Annotated in this window: 14 protein-coding genes; 8 read left to right on the top strand and 6 right to left on the bottom strand. The window is 59.9% G+C overall.

The genetic code is table 11. The features are described from left to right. Positions 1 to 2: 2 nt before the first annotated feature. From H4W29_RS31805 to H4W29_RS31795, 3 genes are read left to right on the top strand one after another with little or no spacing between them, the layout of a single operon-like run. Entirely contained in the window at positions 3 to 2714 is a 2712-nt protein-coding gene (locus tag H4W29_RS31805) for a DUF4118 domain-containing protein (protein WP_192732718.1), read from the top strand. Then, positions 2711 to 3403: a response regulator transcription factor gene (locus H4W29_RS31800; RefSeq protein ID WP_007820889.1), complete on the top strand. Its 693-nt coding sequence runs from the start codon at positions 2711 to 2713 to the stop codon at positions 3401 to 3403. The genes H4W29_RS31805 and H4W29_RS31800 overlap by 4 nt, the downstream gene beginning before the upstream one ends. Positions 3404 to 3432: 29 nt before the next feature. Beyond that, positions 3433 to 3888 (top strand): PTS sugar transporter subunit IIA, encoded by a 456-nt coding sequence (locus H4W29_RS31795; protein ID WP_192732717.1) that lies wholly within the window; start codon positions 3433 to 3435, stop codon positions 3886 to 3888. Between the two features lie 84 nt (positions 3889 to 3972). Here the strand turns inward: H4W29_RS31795 and H4W29_RS31790 are convergent, their stop codons facing one another. Next, entirely contained in the window at positions 3973 to 5004 is a 1032-nt protein-coding gene (locus H4W29_RS31790; protein WP_192732716.1) for a porin, read from the bottom strand. Between the two features lie 356 nt (positions 5005 to 5360). On the opposite strand from H4W29_RS31790, the gene H4W29_RS31785 reads away from it, so the two are divergent. The 5 genes from H4W29_RS31785 to H4W29_RS31765 all read left to right on the top strand — a co-directional run bounded on the left by H4W29_RS31785 (position 5361) and on the right by H4W29_RS31765 (position 10149). After that, the gene (locus tag H4W29_RS31785; protein WP_192732715.1) at positions 5361 to 6386 is read left to right on the top strand and encodes a sulfate ABC transporter substrate-binding protein; all 1026 of its coding nucleotides are present in this window, start codon (positions 5361 to 5363) and stop codon (positions 6384 to 6386) included. An 8-nt stretch (positions 6387 to 6394) separates the two neighbouring features. Then, positions 6395 to 7252 carry a sulfate ABC transporter permease subunit CysT gene (gene cysT / locus H4W29_RS31780; protein ID WP_183742727.1) on the top strand — a complete coding sequence of 286 codons (858 nt, stop codon included), beginning with the start codon at positions 6395 to 6397 and terminating at the stop codon, positions 7250 to 7252. Continuing rightward, positions 7242 to 8129: a sulfate ABC transporter permease subunit CysW gene (gene cysW / locus H4W29_RS31775; RefSeq protein ID WP_192732714.1), complete on the top strand. Its 888-nt coding sequence runs from the start codon at positions 7242 to 7244 to the stop codon at positions 8127 to 8129. Before cysT ends, cysW begins: the two co-directional genes overlap by 11 nt. 10 nt (positions 8130 to 8139) lie before the next feature. Further along, entirely contained in the window at positions 8140 to 9180 is a 1041-nt protein-coding gene (locus H4W29_RS31770; protein WP_192732713.1) for a sulfate/molybdate ABC transporter ATP-binding protein, read from the top strand. Positions 9181 to 9339: 159 nt separating this feature from the next. Beyond that, the gene (locus H4W29_RS31765; protein WP_192732712.1) at positions 9340 to 10149 is read left to right on the top strand and encodes a cell wall hydrolase; all 810 of its coding nucleotides are present in this window, start codon (positions 9340 to 9342) and stop codon (positions 10147 to 10149) included. 20 nt (positions 10150 to 10169) lie between these two features. Here H4W29_RS31765 and pepT read toward each other — a convergent pair whose 3' ends face one another. The 5 genes from pepT to H4W29_RS31740 form a co-directional block, all read right to left on the bottom strand. After that, the gene (pepT, locus tag H4W29_RS31760) at positions 10170 to 11402 is read right to left on the bottom strand and encodes a peptidase T (protein ID WP_192732711.1); all 1233 of its coding nucleotides are present in this window, start codon (positions 11400 to 11402) and stop codon (positions 10170 to 10172) included. 83 nt (positions 11403 to 11485) lie between these two features. Further along, on the bottom strand, positions 11486 to 12235 hold the full coding sequence (locus H4W29_RS31755) for a metallophosphoesterase (protein ID WP_192732710.1): 750 nt from the start codon (positions 12233 to 12235) through the stop codon (positions 11486 to 11488). 72 nt (positions 12236 to 12307) lie between these two features. Then, positions 12308 to 13366, bottom strand: coding sequence for an ABC transporter ATP-binding protein (locus H4W29_RS31750; protein WP_192732709.1), 1059 nt, complete (start codon positions 13364 to 13366; stop codon positions 12308 to 12310). Positions 13367 to 13370: 4 nt separating this feature from the next. Further along, a complete protein-coding gene (locus tag H4W29_RS31745; protein ID WP_192732708.1) occupies positions 13371 to 14201 on the bottom strand; it encodes a carbohydrate ABC transporter permease in 831 nt (276 codons plus the stop codon). Between the two features lie 3 nt (positions 14202 to 14204). Beyond that, on the bottom strand, positions 14205 to 15140 hold the full coding sequence (locus H4W29_RS31740; RefSeq protein ID WP_192732707.1) for a carbohydrate ABC transporter permease: 936 nt from the start codon (positions 15138 to 15140) through the stop codon (positions 14205 to 14207). Between the last annotated feature and the right edge of the window lie 8 nt (positions 15141 to 15148).

The following is a 15148-nucleotide window of genomic DNA, read 5'->3' as shown; positions in this document are numbered from 1 at the left end:
GCATGCCAGACGACAATCGCGACCAGGCCGGCAGGCCCTCGCCCGATGCGCTCCTCGAAAAGGCTCGGGCGGAGTCGCGCGGGCGCCTGAAGATCTTCCTGGGCGCGGCACCCGGCGTCGGCAAGACCTATGAAATGCTGGTCTCCGGTCGCGCCAAGATGGCCGACGGCCTAGATGTGGTGATCGGCGTGGTCGAAACTCATGGCCGCAAAGAGACCGAGGCGCTGCTTGCCGGTTTCGAGATCATTCCGCGTGTGAAGATCGCCTATCGCGGCCAGTCGCTCGAAGAGATGGATCTCGACGCCATTCTCGCCCGCAGGCCTGATCTCGTTCTCGTTGACGAGCTCGCCCATACCAATGCCGAGGGCAGCCGCCACCCGAAGCGTTATCTCGATGTCAAGGAACTGCTCGACCGCGGCATCGATGTCTATTCGACACTGAATATCCAGCATGTAGAGAGCCTGAACGACGTCGTTTCACAGATTACTCGCATCCGCGTGCGCGAAACCGTGCCGGACTCTGTGATCGACGTGGCTGATGATATCGAGATCATCGACCTGACACCTGACGACCTCATCAAGCGTCTTCACGATGGTAAGGTCTATGTGGCAAAGACCGCCGAACGGGCGCTGACCAATTATTTCACGCCCGGCAACCTGACGGCGCTGCGCGAACTCGCCCTGCGCAAGACCGCCCAGCGTGTCGACGACCAGTTGCTGACGCATATGCAGGCACATGCGATTTCCGGCCCGTGGGCCGCCGGCGAGCGCGTGCTGGTGTCGATCGATGAGCATCCCCGCTCTGCCTCGCTCGTCCGCTATGCCTCGCGCATGGCCTCGCGCCTGCGTGGCCCCTGGGCTGCCGTCTATATCGAGACCAACCGCTCCATCAATCTGTCGGAAACGCAGCGAGATACGATCGCAGCCACCTTGCGGCTTGCTGAACAGCTCGGCGGTGAAGCAATCACCATTCCCGGTCGCGAAGTGACGGAAGAGTTGGTGCGCCACGCCACTGCCAACAACGTCACCCACATCGTCATCGGTGCCCCGAAAAAGCCGACCTGGCGCGAATGGTGGTGGAGCCGTTCTACCCCCGACGAGCTGATCCGGCGGGCAGGCGATATCAGCGTCCACGTCATCTCCGGAAACGAAAAAGACTCGGCTTCGCAGCGCGGCGTCAAGGCCGCGCCGAGCGCACCTGCGCTGGACTTCAGGGCCTATATGCTCTCGACGGTTTATGTCGCCATTGCGCTTGTCGCCGGTGTGGTGCTCGATCAGGTCCTTGACGTACGCAACCTGGCGCTCGTCTTCCTGATGGCAGTGCTGACATCGGCGGTCATCCACGGGCTGAGACCGGCGCTCTATACCTGCATTGTCAGTGCACTTTCCTTCAACTTCTTCTTTCTGCCGCCACGCTACACGCTGACGATCAGCGATCCCGAAAGCGTGCTGGCGCTTTTCTTCTTCCTGGGTGTCGCCATCATCGCCTCAAATCTGACGGCGACGGTGCAGCGACAGGCGGCAGCTGCCCGGCAAAGGGCGCGAACGACCGAGGACCTCTACCTCTTTTCCAAGAAACTTGCCGGCACCGGCACTCTGGACGATGTTCTCTGGGCGACCGCCTTCCAGATCGCTTCCATGCTCAAGGTGCGCGTCGTTCTGCTGTTGCCGGAGGACAATTCCATCGCCGTCAAGGCAGGCTATCCGCCTGATGATACGCTCGACGATGCCGATATTGCCGCTGCCCGCTGGGCCTGGGAGCATAATCACGCCGCCGGTCGTGGCGCCGATACTCTGCCCGGCGCCAAGCGTTTATATGTGCCGCTGCGTACTGGCCGCACTGCCGTCGGCGTCATCGGGCTCGACAGCGACCGCCGCGACGGACCGTTGCTGACGCCGGAACAGCAGCGGCTTCTCGATGCCCTTGCCGACCAGGCAGCTCTTGCGATCGAACGCGTGCAACTCGTTGCCGACGTCGACCGGGCCAAGCTTGCGGCCGAAGCAGACCGCCTGCGCTCTGCTCTGCTGACCTCGATCTCCCACGATCTCAAGACGCCACTTGCGGCGATCCTCGGCGCGTCAGGCACACTGCGCGATTATTTTGATTCCATGTCGACGGATGACCGGACGGATCTTCTGTCGACTGTTGTCGATGAATCCGAGCGTCTCAACCGCTTCATCGCCAACCTGCTCGACATGACGAAGATCGAATCCGGTGCCATGGAGCCGAACTATGCACTGCACTATGCCGGCGACATCGCCGGTAGCGCCTTGCGCAGGGCCGCCAAGATCCTTGACCATCACAGGACGGAGATGACGATCCCCTCCGACCTGCCGATGGTGCGTGTCGATCCCGTTCTCTTCGAGCAGGTTCTCTTCAACCTGCTCGACAATGCCGCGAAATATGCACCCGAAGGCTCGGTCATCCGCATCGAGGGCTGGGCGGATGCCGATAATGTCGTGGTACAGGTCTCCGACGAAGGTCCGGGCATTCCTCCTGCAGACCTCACACGTGTCTTCGACACCTTCTACCGCGTGCGCAAGGGTGATCAGGTGCGCGCCGGCACTGGTCTCGGCCTCTCGATATGCCGCGGCTTCATCGAGGCGATGGGCGGGACGATCACCGCCGGTAACCGGACGAACCGGTCCGGAGCCGTTTTCACCATCCGCCTTCCCAAACCGAATGACATTCCCAAACTGGATGAACTCAAATGACCGGTTCAGCCGTCAAGATTCTCGTCGTTGACGACGAGCCCCCGATCCGCAAGCTTTTACGCGTCGGCCTCACCGCGCAAGGCTATGAAGTGCATGAGGCGCCAAATGCCGGGGCGGCCCGCCAGTCCGTCAAGGACGACCAGCCCGATCTCATCGTGCTCGATCTCGGCCTTCCCGATATGCCGGGTCACGACCTTTTGCAGGAATGGCGCGAGGACGGGCTCACCATGCCTGTCGTCATCCTCTCAAGCCGTACCGACGAGGCTGGCATCGTCAAGGCGCTGGAAAGCGGTGCCGACGACTATGTCACGAAGCCCTTCGGCGTCAACGAACTCGGTGCCCGTATCCGCGTGGCACTTCGTCACCGCCTGCAGCAGCAGGGCGAAAAAGCGATCTTTCAAACGGGCGGGCTGTCGATCGATCTCGTCAAGCGCATCGTCAAGGTCGACGGCAGGGAGATCAAGCTGTCGCCCAAGGAATACGACATCCTGCGCGTACTCGCTCAGCATGCCGGCAAGGTGTTGACACATCAATTTCTTCTGAAGCAGGTATGGGGGCCGGCGGCGGACGTACAGTATCTGCGTGTCTATGTGCGCCAGCTGCGGCAAAAGGTCGAGCAGATTCCCGACCAGCCACACTATATCACCACGGAGACCGGCGTCGGCTATCGGCTCCGCGAGCCTGACTGATACCTGCCGAAAACAGCATCGAGAATGAAATGAACCTCTCCAATATCATCCGGCCGGAGCACACCTTCATCGGCCTGTCGGTGACGACCAAATGGCGCGCGCTGCAGGCGATCTCCGAAAAGGCCGGTAACGCCTTCGGCATTGACGGCCAGACCGTGCTGAAAGCACTCGAATCCCGGGAGAAGCTCGGCTCCACCGGCATCGGCAACGGCATTGCCGTTCCGCATGCGGCGATCGACGGCATGACGAGCCCGCGGGGTCTCTTGATCCGTTTCGCACAGCCGCTGGATTTCGATGCGATCGACGATATCCCGACGGACATCGCCTTCGTACTGCTCTTCGGGGAAAACAATCGCGGGGAATATCTGAACGTGCTTGCCGCTATCGCCCGCAGGCTTCAGTCGGAAGGCGTCTTGGCCGCCATGCGCAAGGCCAAAAACACCGATGAATTCTATTCGGATTTCATCGCGGATTCGCGCGTGTAAGCAAAAAATCACTTTCGACCTTCTCCCCGCCGTAGCGGGGGGAAGGCAAATCGGAACAAAGGGGCCGCTTCGACCCCCTTTTTATTAGAAGTCGCGCTGGAGACGCAGGAAACCGAAGGTTTCGTCGTCGCCGTCGTCTTCGTCGTGATACTGAACGCTGACCTTGCTGCGCAGATTTTCAGCGATCTGGTAGTCGACGGTGACGCCAGTCGTGTAAGCGCTGCCGCCGCTGAAGCTGCCATCATCTTCGAGTTCGATCTTGTCGAAGTACTGGAAGGCCGGGGTAACGGCCCACTTGTCGGTGAGCTTCACCTTGTACTCGGCAGCGACCGTCCATTCGGACTCTTCGTAATAGTAGTTAGCACCGCTGGCCCAGATGCCAGCGAGGCCGAGCGTGCCGGGTCCGATGTCGGCATACAAGATCGCGCGAATAGCGCCTTCTTCGTTGTCGCTATCGTAACCACCGAGCAGGTAGCCGCTGAATGCGCCGCTCTTGAAGGAAACCTGGGCTGCAACGCCGAAGTTGTTCGGACCTTCGTTCGGCTTCTCGTCGTAGACATATTCAAGTTCGTCAACCGAGATACCGGCCGCGAAATTATCGGTCTCATACTGATAACGGATCGAGTTGTGGGTCGTGTCATTGCTCGAGAGCGTGTCCGTCTCGCCGCTCAGATCGTCATCCCACCAGCTGTACTGCTTACCAACGCGGAAGCCGGCGATATCAATGTAGCCTTCGTCGAGCGTGGTCGTCTGGTTGGTGGCGTTGTCAGCGTTGGTACGCAGCGTGATAACGCCGGTGAGCGTGCCATACTCGGTGTCGTTCTTGGTCTGGAAGGTGACCTGACCACGGGTAACGGCATCCCAGTCGGAGTCGTTCGGGTTGGTTGTGGAGGCGCCGACATTCTCGCCGGCGTTAAGCTGGAAACGGATGTAGCCTTCGATCTTCAGGCAGGTTTCCGTGCCCGGGATGTAGAAATAGCCGGTCCCGTAGGCGTCGCAAACGCGAACATATTCTACGGGCTCCGGCTCGGCGGCGACGATAGCGTCGGCTGCATGTGCTCCGGAAACCGCTGCAAGGGCGGCAACAGAGCCAAGAAGGATAGTTTTAATAGACATCAGAAAGACCTTTTACGGTTTGAAAGATGCAAGCAGTGCTTCAAGGGCACCCCTGCCGTCCGGTCGCCGAATCCCAACGACCGGAAGTCCATGTAGGCACTCGAAAACGTCAGTGCTGCAAAAGAGGGCCAAAAATCGCCACACCAATGTCACTTTCGAGGTCGAACTGTGGCAGAAAAATCACGACTGTGGCGTGGTGCCTTAATTGGCCGCGGCCAACTGACAGCATGTCCCGTTCGCAATCACCCACTGAAAATGGGATGGCTTTCTAAGGTTGGTCCCCGGAACCGGAACAATCTTCGTTTCATTATACGACCTAGTTGATAGAGTTTAGCGCATAACCACGGAGGGTTCCCATGCAGACTTCAAGGCTCACCCGGCTCGTCGCGGCCGCGGTCATGGCGGGCAGCTTTGCGATCGGCAGCGTCGCCCCGGCATTCGCTGACCAGACGCTTCTGAACGTATCCTATGATCCGACACGCGAATTGTATAAGGATTTCAACGTTGCCTTTGCCGCCAAGTGGCAGAAGGACACCGGTGAAACCGTGACAATCCAGGCATCGCACGGCGGCTCCGGCGCCCAGGCGCGCTCGGTCATCGACGGCCTTGACGCCGACGTCGTGACCCTCGCTCTCGAAGGCGATATCAACGCGATCGCCAAGGCGACCGGCAAGATCCCGGCCGACTGGAAGACCAAGTTCCCGAACAACTCGACCCCCTACACTTCGACGATCGTCTTCCTCGTGCGCAAGGGCAACCCCAAGGGCATCAAGGATTGGAGCGATCTGATCAAGGACGACGTGCAGGTCATCACGCCGAACCCGAAGACTTCGGGCGGCGCCCGCTGGAACTTCCTTGCCGCCTGGGCATGGGCAAAGCAGGCGAACGGAGGTGACGAAGCCAAGGCGCAAGATTATGTGACCAAGCTCCTGCAGCATGTTCCGGTTCTCGACAGCGGCGCACGTGGCGCTACGACCACCTTCGTCCAGCGCGGCCTCGGCGATGTCCTGCTCGCCTGGGAAAACGAAGCCTATCTCTCGCTCGAGGAACTCGGCCCTGACCAGTTCGAGATCGTGACTCCCGCCTTCTCGATCCGCGCCGATCCGCCAGTCGCAATCGTCGATGGCAACGTCGACAAGAAGGGCACACGCAAGGTCGCGGAAGCCTATCTGAACTACCTTTATTCGGATGAAGGCCAGAAGATCGCGGCAAAGCATTATTACCGCCCGATCAAGCCGGAAGCAGCCGATCCGGCCGATATTGCCCGCTTCCCGAAGCTGACGCTCGCCACGATTGACGACTTCGGCGGCTGGAAGGATGCACAGCCGAAATTCTTCGGCGACGGCGGCGTATTTGACCAGATCTACAAGCCGGCCCAATAATAGGTCTTATGAGCGCACATAACCCCACACGGTGGCGGTTCAAGCGGCCGAGCGTCATTCCGGGTTTCGGACTGGCGCTCGGCCTTACCTTGATCTGGCTTACCCTCATCGTCCTTATCCCACTGTCTGGCCTCGCCTGGCGGTCGAGCGCACTCGGCTGGGAGAAGTTCTTCGGCATTGCATTCGACCAGCGAACGCTGAGCGCCCTGCGCATCAGCTTCGGCTGCGCCTTCATCGCCGCCTGTCTCAATGTCGTCTTTGGCGTCATCCTTGCCTGGGTCCTGGTTCGTTACCGGTTTCCCGGCAAACGCGTTATCGATGCCATGGTTGACCTGCCCTTCGCCCTGCCGACGGCCGTCGCCGGCATCGCATTGACCACCCTCTACGCCCCGAACGGCTGGGTCGGGCAGTTCCTGACGCCACTCGGCATCAAGATCGCCTTCACGCCGGCCGGCATTGTCGTCGCCCTCATCTTCGTCGGCCTGCCCTTCATCGTGCGAACGGTCCAGCCGGTCATGGAAGAGATCGACAAGGAAGTGGAGGAGGCTGCCGCCACACTCGGCGCCAATCGTTTCCAGACAATCGCGCGCGTGCTGCTGCCGGGCCTTGCGCCCGCAGTCCTGACGGGTTTCGCCCTTGCATTCGCGCGCGCCGTCGGCGAATACGGGTCGGTCATCTTCATTGCCGGCAACCTGCCGTTCAAATCGGAAATCGCGCCGCTGCTGATCGTCATCAAGCTCGAAGAATACAACTACGCGGCAGCGACCGGCATTGCGGCGATCATGCTGATCATCTCCTTCACGATGCTGCTTGTCATCAATCTCATCCAGAGCTGGAGCAGGCGGAGGTACGGTTATGGCGTCTAATGCTACCGCAACCGTTTCGACCATCGAACCGCACAAGGTTCATTCGGCTGTCACCGAGAGCAAGGTCGCGCGTATCACGCTGGTCGTCGTCGCACTCGTCTTCCTGCTCTTGATCCTGCTCCTGCCGCTTGCAGCCGTCTTCGTCGAAGCCTTTCGTAAGGGGGCCGGTGCTTTCTTCACGGCCCTTCAGGATGCCGAAACCTTCTCGGCGATCCGTCTGACGCTGATCGTCGCCGGCGTCAGCGTGCCTTTAAACCTTGCCTTCGGCGTAGCCGCGGCCTGGGCCATCGCCAAGTTCGAATTCAAGGGCAAGGCTTTCCTGACCACACTGATCGATCTGCCCTTCTCGGTTTCGCCTGTTATCTCGGGCCTTGTCTTCGTGCTGCTCTTTGGTGCCAACACCTGGCTCGGCCAGTGGCTGAGCGCCAATGACATCAAGATCCTGTTTGCAGCCCCCGGGCTGATCCTTGCCACTATGTTCGTCACCTTCCCCTTCGTTGCACGCGAGCTCATTCCGCTCATGCAGGAACAGGGAACGCAGGATGAGGAGGCGGCTCTTTCGCTCGGAGCGAGCGGCTGGCAAGCCTTCTGGCACGTCACGCTGCCGAACATCAAATGGGGCCTTCTGTACGGGGTGCTGCTCTGCAATGCCCGCGCCATGGGTGAGTTCGGCGCCGTGTCGGTCGTATCGGGCCATATTCGCGGACAGACCAACACGATGCCGTTGCAGGTGGAAATCCTCTACAACGAATATAATTTCACCGGAGCCTTTGCGGTCGCTTCGCTTCTGGCCTTGCTTGCCCTCGTCACGCTTGTTTTGAAGACGCTGCTGGAAATGCGCTATAGCGCCGAAATCGCCGCCAGCCGGCGGCACTGAAGGAATTAGAATGGAAGTACGCGTCCAAAACCTACGCAAGGAATTCGATCGTTTTCCGGCGCTGCACGATGTCTCGCTTGACATCCGCTCAGGCGAACTCATCGCACTGCTCGGCCCATCGGGCTCTGGCAAGACCACGCTGCTGCGTCTCATCGCCGGCCTCGAAAGCCCGACCGACGGCCAGATTTTCTTCGGCGACGAAGATGCATCCAGAAAGACGGTCCAGCAGCGCAATATCGGCTTCGTGTTCCAGCACTATGCGCTTTTCCGCCATATGACAGTGCTCGACAACGTCTCCTTCGGCCTGAAAGTGCGCAATGCATCGCGCCGTCCGCCGAAGGCGGAGATCCGCAAACGAGCGCTGGAACTGCTCGATCTCGTACAGCTTTCTGGTCTTGAAAAGCGCTATCCGGCGCAGCTTTCCGGTGGCCAGCGTCAGCGCGTGGCGCTCGCCCGCGCCATGGCGGTCGAGCCGAACGTCCTGCTGCTTGACGAGCCCTTCGGCGCGCTCGATGCGCAAGTGCGCAAGGACCTGCGCAAATGGCTGCGCGAAATCCATGACCGGACCGGCCATACGACCGTCTTCGTCACCCACGATCAGGATGAAGCGATGGAGCTTGCCGACCGCGTCGTCGTCATGAGCCAGGGTGCGATCGAGCAGGTCGGCACGCCGGACCAGGTCTATGACAGCCCCAACTCGCCCTTCGTCTTCGGCTTCGTCGGCCAGTCCAATTGCCTGCAGGTGGAAGTCGCCGGTGGTGATATCCGTTTCGAAGGCCGCTCGCTGGGCCTCAACGCCGAGAGCGAGGCTGATGGGGCTGCACAGCTCTATTTCCGCCCGCACGATGTCCGGCTCTGCGAATCAGCCGAGAACTGCATTGCCGGCCAACCGGTCGCCAGCCGGCGCGTCGCAGGCACCCGCCATATCGAACTCAACATCGGCAAGGACCGGCCGCATATCGAGATCGAGCTTCCGCCGAGCGAGGCCGACAGGCTCGACCGGTCGCGTGTTGCCTTCAAGCCGACGCGCTGGAAGCTTTTCCGCAACTGACATCAGCGCAATACCGGCTCCCGCCAGAATCGTATTTCGGCGGGAACCCTTTGTTATTTTTGTTATCTCCGGTTGTTTGTATTTTTGTCACATGCCGGGTAAAACGTTTTCGCTAAGATCGAAAAGGGCTGGACTAATTCCAATAGGAGGCACCTGGCGTTGAGGGCGGAGATTTCCTTTGGAAAATCCCTGGTTGGGATTTTATTCGTAGGACTTGCAGCGGCGAGCTGCACGACAACATCGAAGTCGGCGGCATCGCCGGCAAAAACCAAAACAAAACAGGTTCAACCAGCCAAAGTCACTTTTAATTACACCCCCAAGGATCGCGACTGCCTGAAGCGAGCTATGTACTTCGAATCGCAGCATTCGGATGAGGCTGGCTATCTGGCCGTCGGCAGTGTGGTCATGAACAGGCTGACCTCCGGCGCCTACGCCGATTCCATCTGTGGCGTCGTGGCCCAGAAGAGACAGTTTGCGCCTGGCGTCATGACGCGCGAGGTCAAGCCGCAGGCAGAGCCGGAGCTTACGACTGCGGCTGACGCGATCCTGAGCGGCGAGCGTCATCCGGCCGTGAAGGACGCGATGTTCTTCCACACGGCCGGGTTGAAATTCCCCTACAATAACATGCACTATGTGACAGTAGCGGGCGGCAACGCCTTCTACGAGAAGCGCGACGAAGATGGCACGCTCGAAACGCCGCCACCGCTGCCTTCCTACGAAGTCGCTATGAACTATGTACCTGGCGAGAGCATGCTGCCGCCACAGTTCGAGGTGCTGATTCCGTCGGAGGTTCCGGTACCGATCCCGTCTCCCGATCCCGCAGCGACGGCAAGCATCAACCCGTTGCCAACGCCTGCAGTGATGACTGTGATCGAGCCTGAACCCGGCGCGCCGATCGCCATCCCGACACCACGCCCTGCCTATGACAGCGTGATGCTGCGGCCAGGCATGCCGGCAACTGGCGGCTGATTTGAGAAGGATGAAGAGCGCTAAGCGCGCTCTTCCCAGACCCTGGCGAGCTCCACAATCGTCCTGACAGCCTTTTCCATATCCTGACGGCTGACCCATTCGAGCGGCGAATGGAAAGCGTGACCGCCAGCGAAGATATTGGGGCACGGCAGGCCCATGAAGGAAAGACGCGAACCGTCGGTGCCGCCGCGGATGCTGCCACGCACCGGCGTCATGTCCGCCCGGCGCACCGCTTCGATGGCATTCTCGACGATCTCAGGGTGACGGTCGAGCACAACCTTCATGTTGCGGTACTGTTCCTTCACGTCGAAACGATAGGACGAACCCGGATAGGCCTTCATCACATCCTTGACGACCGCTTCGAGCATGGTCTCCTTTTCGGTCAGACCTTCCTCGGTGAAATCGCGAATGATGAGGCTGATCGCAGCCTTTTCCATCGAGCCCGCCACACCCGTCGGATGGATGAAGCCCTGCTTTCCCTCGGTCGCCTCAGGGGCGATCTCCTTCGGCAGCCGGTCGATAATCGCGCCGGCGATCTTGATGGCATTTTCCATCCGGTCCTTGGCAAAACCCGGATGGATTGCCACGCCGGCGATAACGATATCGACACTATCTGCCGAGAAGGTCTCGTCCTCGATATGGCCCACGGTTTCGCCATCCATCGTATAGGCAAATTCCGCGCCGAGCTTCTTCAGATCGACCTTGTTGACGCCGCGGCCGACCTCCTCATCCGGCGTGAAGAGGATCTTGATCGTGCCATGCTTGATTCCGGGATTGTCGACGAGGATCTGAGCGGCAGTCATGATTTCCGCCAGGCCCGCCTTGTCGTCGGCGCCGAGCAAGGTCGTTCCATCGGTCGTAACGATATCGTTGCCGATCTGGTTCTTCAGCTCAGGATGTTCTGAAACGCGGATTACCCGGGTTGGATCGCCGGGAAGCTGGATATCCCCGCCCGCATAGGCCTTCACCATCTGCGGCTTGACGTTCTTGCCGGTGAAGTCAGGCGCGGTGTCCATATGCGAGCAGAAGCAGATGACCGGCACGCTCTTGTCGGTATTGGCCGGGATAGTCGCATAGACATAGCCATATTCATCGAGATGAGCATCCGAAAGGCCGATCTCCAGGAGCTCCCCAACCAGAACCCGGCCGAGATCCTTCTGTTTTTCGGTGGTCGGCTGCGTGGATGAGGCGGGATCGGATTGGGTGTCGATGACGACGTAGCGCAGAAAACGGTCGAGAACAGTATCTGTCATAATATCCATTCCAGCATGATCATCATCTGACCATATAGCCATCGAAGGCCCTGTGATGAAAGCTCTTTTCCGCTCCCAGCGGACTAAGCGCGGGCGAGCGTCTGCATCGATACTACATGCGATAGCAGCCGGCCGCTCCTGACATCGTGCACCAGAAAGGAGGGAGCATCGAGAACGGCAAGATCGGCCCGATCTCCCAAAAGAAGCGGATTGGGCGGGCAAAGCGAGCCGCATGTCTGGAGGGCAATCAAGCCCGCTCTGCTGGAAACTGGCCGGTGAACATGGCCACAGAGAATTCCAAGTGGCGGAGATCTCCCCCCGTTCAAAAGCTCAAGAAGCGCCTCGCCATTTCTGCACCCGACCTGATCGAGCACTTCTATGCCGATGCCGAACGGCGGCTGATGCATGAAGAGGAGAAAAGGCGTCGCAACATCGGCGAGCGTACTCTTCAGCCACGACAGATGCGGCCGGATATCGCCATGGCTTTGGCCGGCTACCGTTACATCGACGCCAATAAGGGTCGCATCATTGAGAGCCGCCTGGAAATGCATCGCCCCCGACGTGCCTCCCCACCTGCCAACTTCGGCAAGCTCGGCTCGCATCACCGATTGATCATCGCCGTTGCCAGGCAGGAGATAGGTGGGAAAATCCAGCGCATGCAGGCTTTCCGCAATCTGGCGATAGCCCTGTTGCCATCCGTCGTCCACCAGGTCGCCGGTCAGGACAAGCACATCCGGCCGGAAAGCCTTTAACCAATCAATTGCTCTTTCGAATGTGAGCAGCGACGGACTATCTGGACTAGCATGGATATCGGATATCTGCGCAACAAGCATATCGCCTCCCTCGATCCCTGAGGAAGGCAGTATGCCAAAAGCGACTATTGCATACTATCGCCTTCCTTCCCTTCAATCGACGCGATTGCCCTCAGCGTTGAACACATGCAGATGCTTGGCCGGAAAGGCGACATGGACTTTGGGCCCCGCAGTCAACGCCTCACGATCGAGCGTGAAGATCTTGAACGGCAGGCCATGCAGAGAAAGATGCAGGATGATGCCGAAGCCGGTCGGCTCGACAAGCTCGACGTCGGCGGTAATCCCGGCCCCATCATTTGTCATGACGACATGTTCAGGCCGGATGCCAAGCGTCACCTTTTCGCCGTTGGACAAGGACAGCGACTTACCGAGCGGCACGATCGTGCCGTCCTTGAGCCTCACACCGCCTGCCTCGTAGCTCGCGTCGAGGAAGTTCATGCCGGGCGAGCCGATAAAACCCGCGACGAAGAGGTTGGCGGGGCGATCGTAAAGCTCCAACGGGCTGCCGACCTGCTGCACAACGCCACCATGCATGGCGACGATCCGGTCCGCCAGCGTCATCGCCTCGATCTGGTCGTGCGTCACGTAGATCGAGGTTGCCTTGAGGTCGCCATGCAGTTTCTTGATTTCGGCACGCATCTGCTCGCGCAGACGCGCATCGAGGTTCGACAGCGGCTCGTCGAACAGGAAGGCTTTCGGCTGGCGCACGATTGCCCGGCCCATGGCGACACGCTGCCGCTGGCCGCCGGAGAGCGCCTTTGGTCGGCGCTCCAGCAGCGGATCGAGGCCGAGCTTGGAGGCGGCACTCGCCACCGCACTGGCGATCTTCTCCTTCGCCGTCTTCCTGAGCTTCAGGCTGTAGCTCATATTGCCGGCGACGTTCATGTGCGGATAGAGCGCGTATGACTGGAAGACCATGGCAATGTCGCGATCCTTCGGATGCAGCTCGTTGACCCGGTTGCCGGCAATGCGGATTTCGCCGCCGGTGACGTCTTCGAGGCCCGCGATCATGCGCAGCAGCGTGGACTTGCCGCAGCCTGAAGGGCCAACCAGCACGACGAATTCGCCGTCTTTGATCTCCAGGTCGACGCCATGCAGCACCGGGAAATGACCATAGGATTTCTTGATATTCTTGATGTCGATCGATGCCATGTGACTAACCCTTGACCGCGCCGGCCGTCAGGCCCTGAACGAGATAACGCTGGATGAGCAGGAAGAAGAGGCCGGCCGGAATGAGCGCCATGATGCCTGCAGCCATCATCTGCCCGAAATCCACGGAGAATTTCGAAACGAAGGTGAGAAGACCGACCGGGAAAGTCGCCGCGTCATTGCCGTTGATCAGCATCAGGGCGAAAAGCAGCTCGCTCCAGGCCGCCGTGAAGACGAAGCCCAGGGTTGCCGCAATGCCGGGCAGCGTCAGCGGCAGGATGATCTGCCGGAAGGCCGTGAACTGGGTGGCGCCATCGATCATCGCCGCCTCCTCCAGATCCTTCGGAATGCCATCGAAGAAGGACTGCATCAGGAAGGTGGCGAAGGGCACGTTGAAGGCGGTGTAGACAATGACGAGACCCGTCAGACTGTTCGTCAAATGCAGCGGTGACAATATCTTGAAGATCGGCGCCACAAGCATGACGAGCGGGAACATCTGGGTCAGCAGCATCAGGCCGACGATCCAATATTTTGCCCGGAAGCTGAAGCGCGACAGCGCATAGCCCGACAGCGAGGCGCAGATCGTCACTGTCACCGCCGTCGAAGCGGAGACGATGACGCTGTTTTTAAAAAAGGTCGGGAAGGCGCTGTGCTCCAGCACGAAGCTGTAATGTTTCCACGTGGTCCGCGACGGCCACATGCGCACGCCCTCCGTATAGAGCAGGTCATTCGGCGTGACCGAGACCTTCAGGAGCCAGAAGAGCGGGAAGAGCGCGAAAACGACATAGACGAGGATCGCCAGGCGATGCGCGACAGTGGGGAGAATGGAACGTCTCATAGCTCAATCCTTGGCCAGCAGACTCTGCCGCAGCAGGATGATCAGCATGGAATAGGCGAGAAGCAGGATCAGCAGCACCAGCGCGATCGCCGAGGCGTAGCCGAAATCGAGCCGCTTGAACGCCTGGGTGAAAATGTAGCTGGCGACGATCTGTGTCCTGTCCGCCGGGCCGCCGCCGGTCATGACGACGATGAGATCGGCGAAGTTCGAAATCCAGACGGTGCGCAGCATGACGGTGATGGCGATGGTCGGCGCCAGGAACGGCAAGGTGATCGACCAGAAACGCTGGAACCAGCCGGCACCGTCGATCGAAGCGGCCTCATAGAGATCGCGCGGGATCGCCTGCAGGGCCGCAAGCAGCGTGATGGCAAAAAAGGGAATGCCCCACCAGACATTGGCGATGATCGGTCCCCACATCGCATATTGCGGATCGGAGAGGATATTGCCCGGCTCGTTCGTCAGCCCAAGCGCAAAGAGCCAGTGCGGGATCGGCCCGATGACCGGATTGAAGAGCCAAGCCCAGTTGAGGCCGGCAAGAAACGACGGCACCGCCCAGGGCAGGAAGACCAAAGCCTGGATGACACCCCTGCCCCAGAATGGTTTATCGAGTAGAAGTGCGAGGATAAGGCCGAAGATGAACTGCAGAATAACGGAAGCGCCGGTCCACCAAAGCGTATTTCTGAGGGCACCATAAAACGCCGCGTCGCGGGACAGCTCGCGGAAATGTTCGACCCCCACAAAGCCGCCGGAGAAGGGGTTGAGCAGCTGTATATCACGGAAGGCATAGGAAATGCCGACCACCAGCGGCACCAGCATGACCGCAATGATCAGGATCAGCGAGGGCGCGCTGTAGAGGTAAGGTTCCGAGGCATCGGCCAGACGGCGCAGCCGTGGCCGGCGGTCGTGGCGCATCTCGAGCGTGTCGGCGGTGATGGTCATTACCCGAT

Origin of the sequence: Rhizobium viscosum, from assembly GCF_014873945.1 — a bacterium.
GTDB lineage: Bacteria > Pseudomonadota > Alphaproteobacteria > Rhizobiales > Rhizobiaceae > Rhizobium > Rhizobium viscosum.
The sequence above is the reverse complement of the archived record's forward strand: the minus strand, read 5'-3'. Positions and strand labels throughout refer to the sequence as shown.

Coding starts and splice junctions, on each gene's coding strand:
- cysT (WP_183742727.1), top strand. CDS start 6,395: ATGAGCGCACATAACCCCACACGGTGGCGGTTCAAGCGGCCGAGCGTC.
- H4W29_RS31795 (WP_192732717.1), top strand. CDS start 3,433: ATGAACCTCTCCAATATCATCCGGCCGGAGCACACCTTCATCGGCCTG.
- H4W29_RS31770 (WP_192732713.1), top strand. CDS start 8,140: ATGGAAGTACGCGTCCAAAACCTACGCAAGGAATTCGATCGTTTTCCG.
- H4W29_RS31755 (WP_192732710.1), bottom strand. CDS start 12,235: ATGCTTGTTGCGCAGATATCCGATATCCATGCTAGTCCAGATAGTCCG.
- H4W29_RS31750 (WP_192732709.1), bottom strand. CDS start 13,366: ATGGCATCGATCGACATCAAGAATATCAAGAAATCCTATGGTCATTTC.
- H4W29_RS31805 (WP_192732718.1), top strand. CDS start 3: ATGCCAGACGACAATCGCGACCAGGCCGGCAGGCCCTCGCCCGATGCG.
- H4W29_RS31785 (WP_192732715.1), top strand. CDS start 5,361: ATGCAGACTTCAAGGCTCACCCGGCTCGTCGCGGCCGCGGTCATGGCG.
- pepT (WP_192732711.1), bottom strand. CDS start 11,402: ATGACAGATACTGTTCTCGACCGTTTTCTGCGCTACGTCGTCATCGAC.
- H4W29_RS31745 (WP_192732708.1), bottom strand. CDS start 14,201: ATGAGACGTTCCATTCTCCCCACTGTCGCGCATCGCCTGGCGATCCTC.
- H4W29_RS31800 (WP_007820889.1), top strand. CDS start 2,711: ATGACCGGTTCAGCCGTCAAGATTCTCGTCGTTGACGACGAGCCCCCG.
- H4W29_RS31740 (WP_192732707.1), bottom strand. CDS start 15,140: ATGACCATCACCGCCGACACGCTCGAGATGCGCCACGACCGCCGGCCA.
- cysW (WP_192732714.1), top strand. CDS start 7,242: ATGGCGTCTAATGCTACCGCAACCGTTTCGACCATCGAACCGCACAAG.
- H4W29_RS31790 (WP_192732716.1), bottom strand. CDS start 5,004: ATGTCTATTAAAACTATCCTTCTTGGCTCTGTTGCCGCCCTTGCAGCG.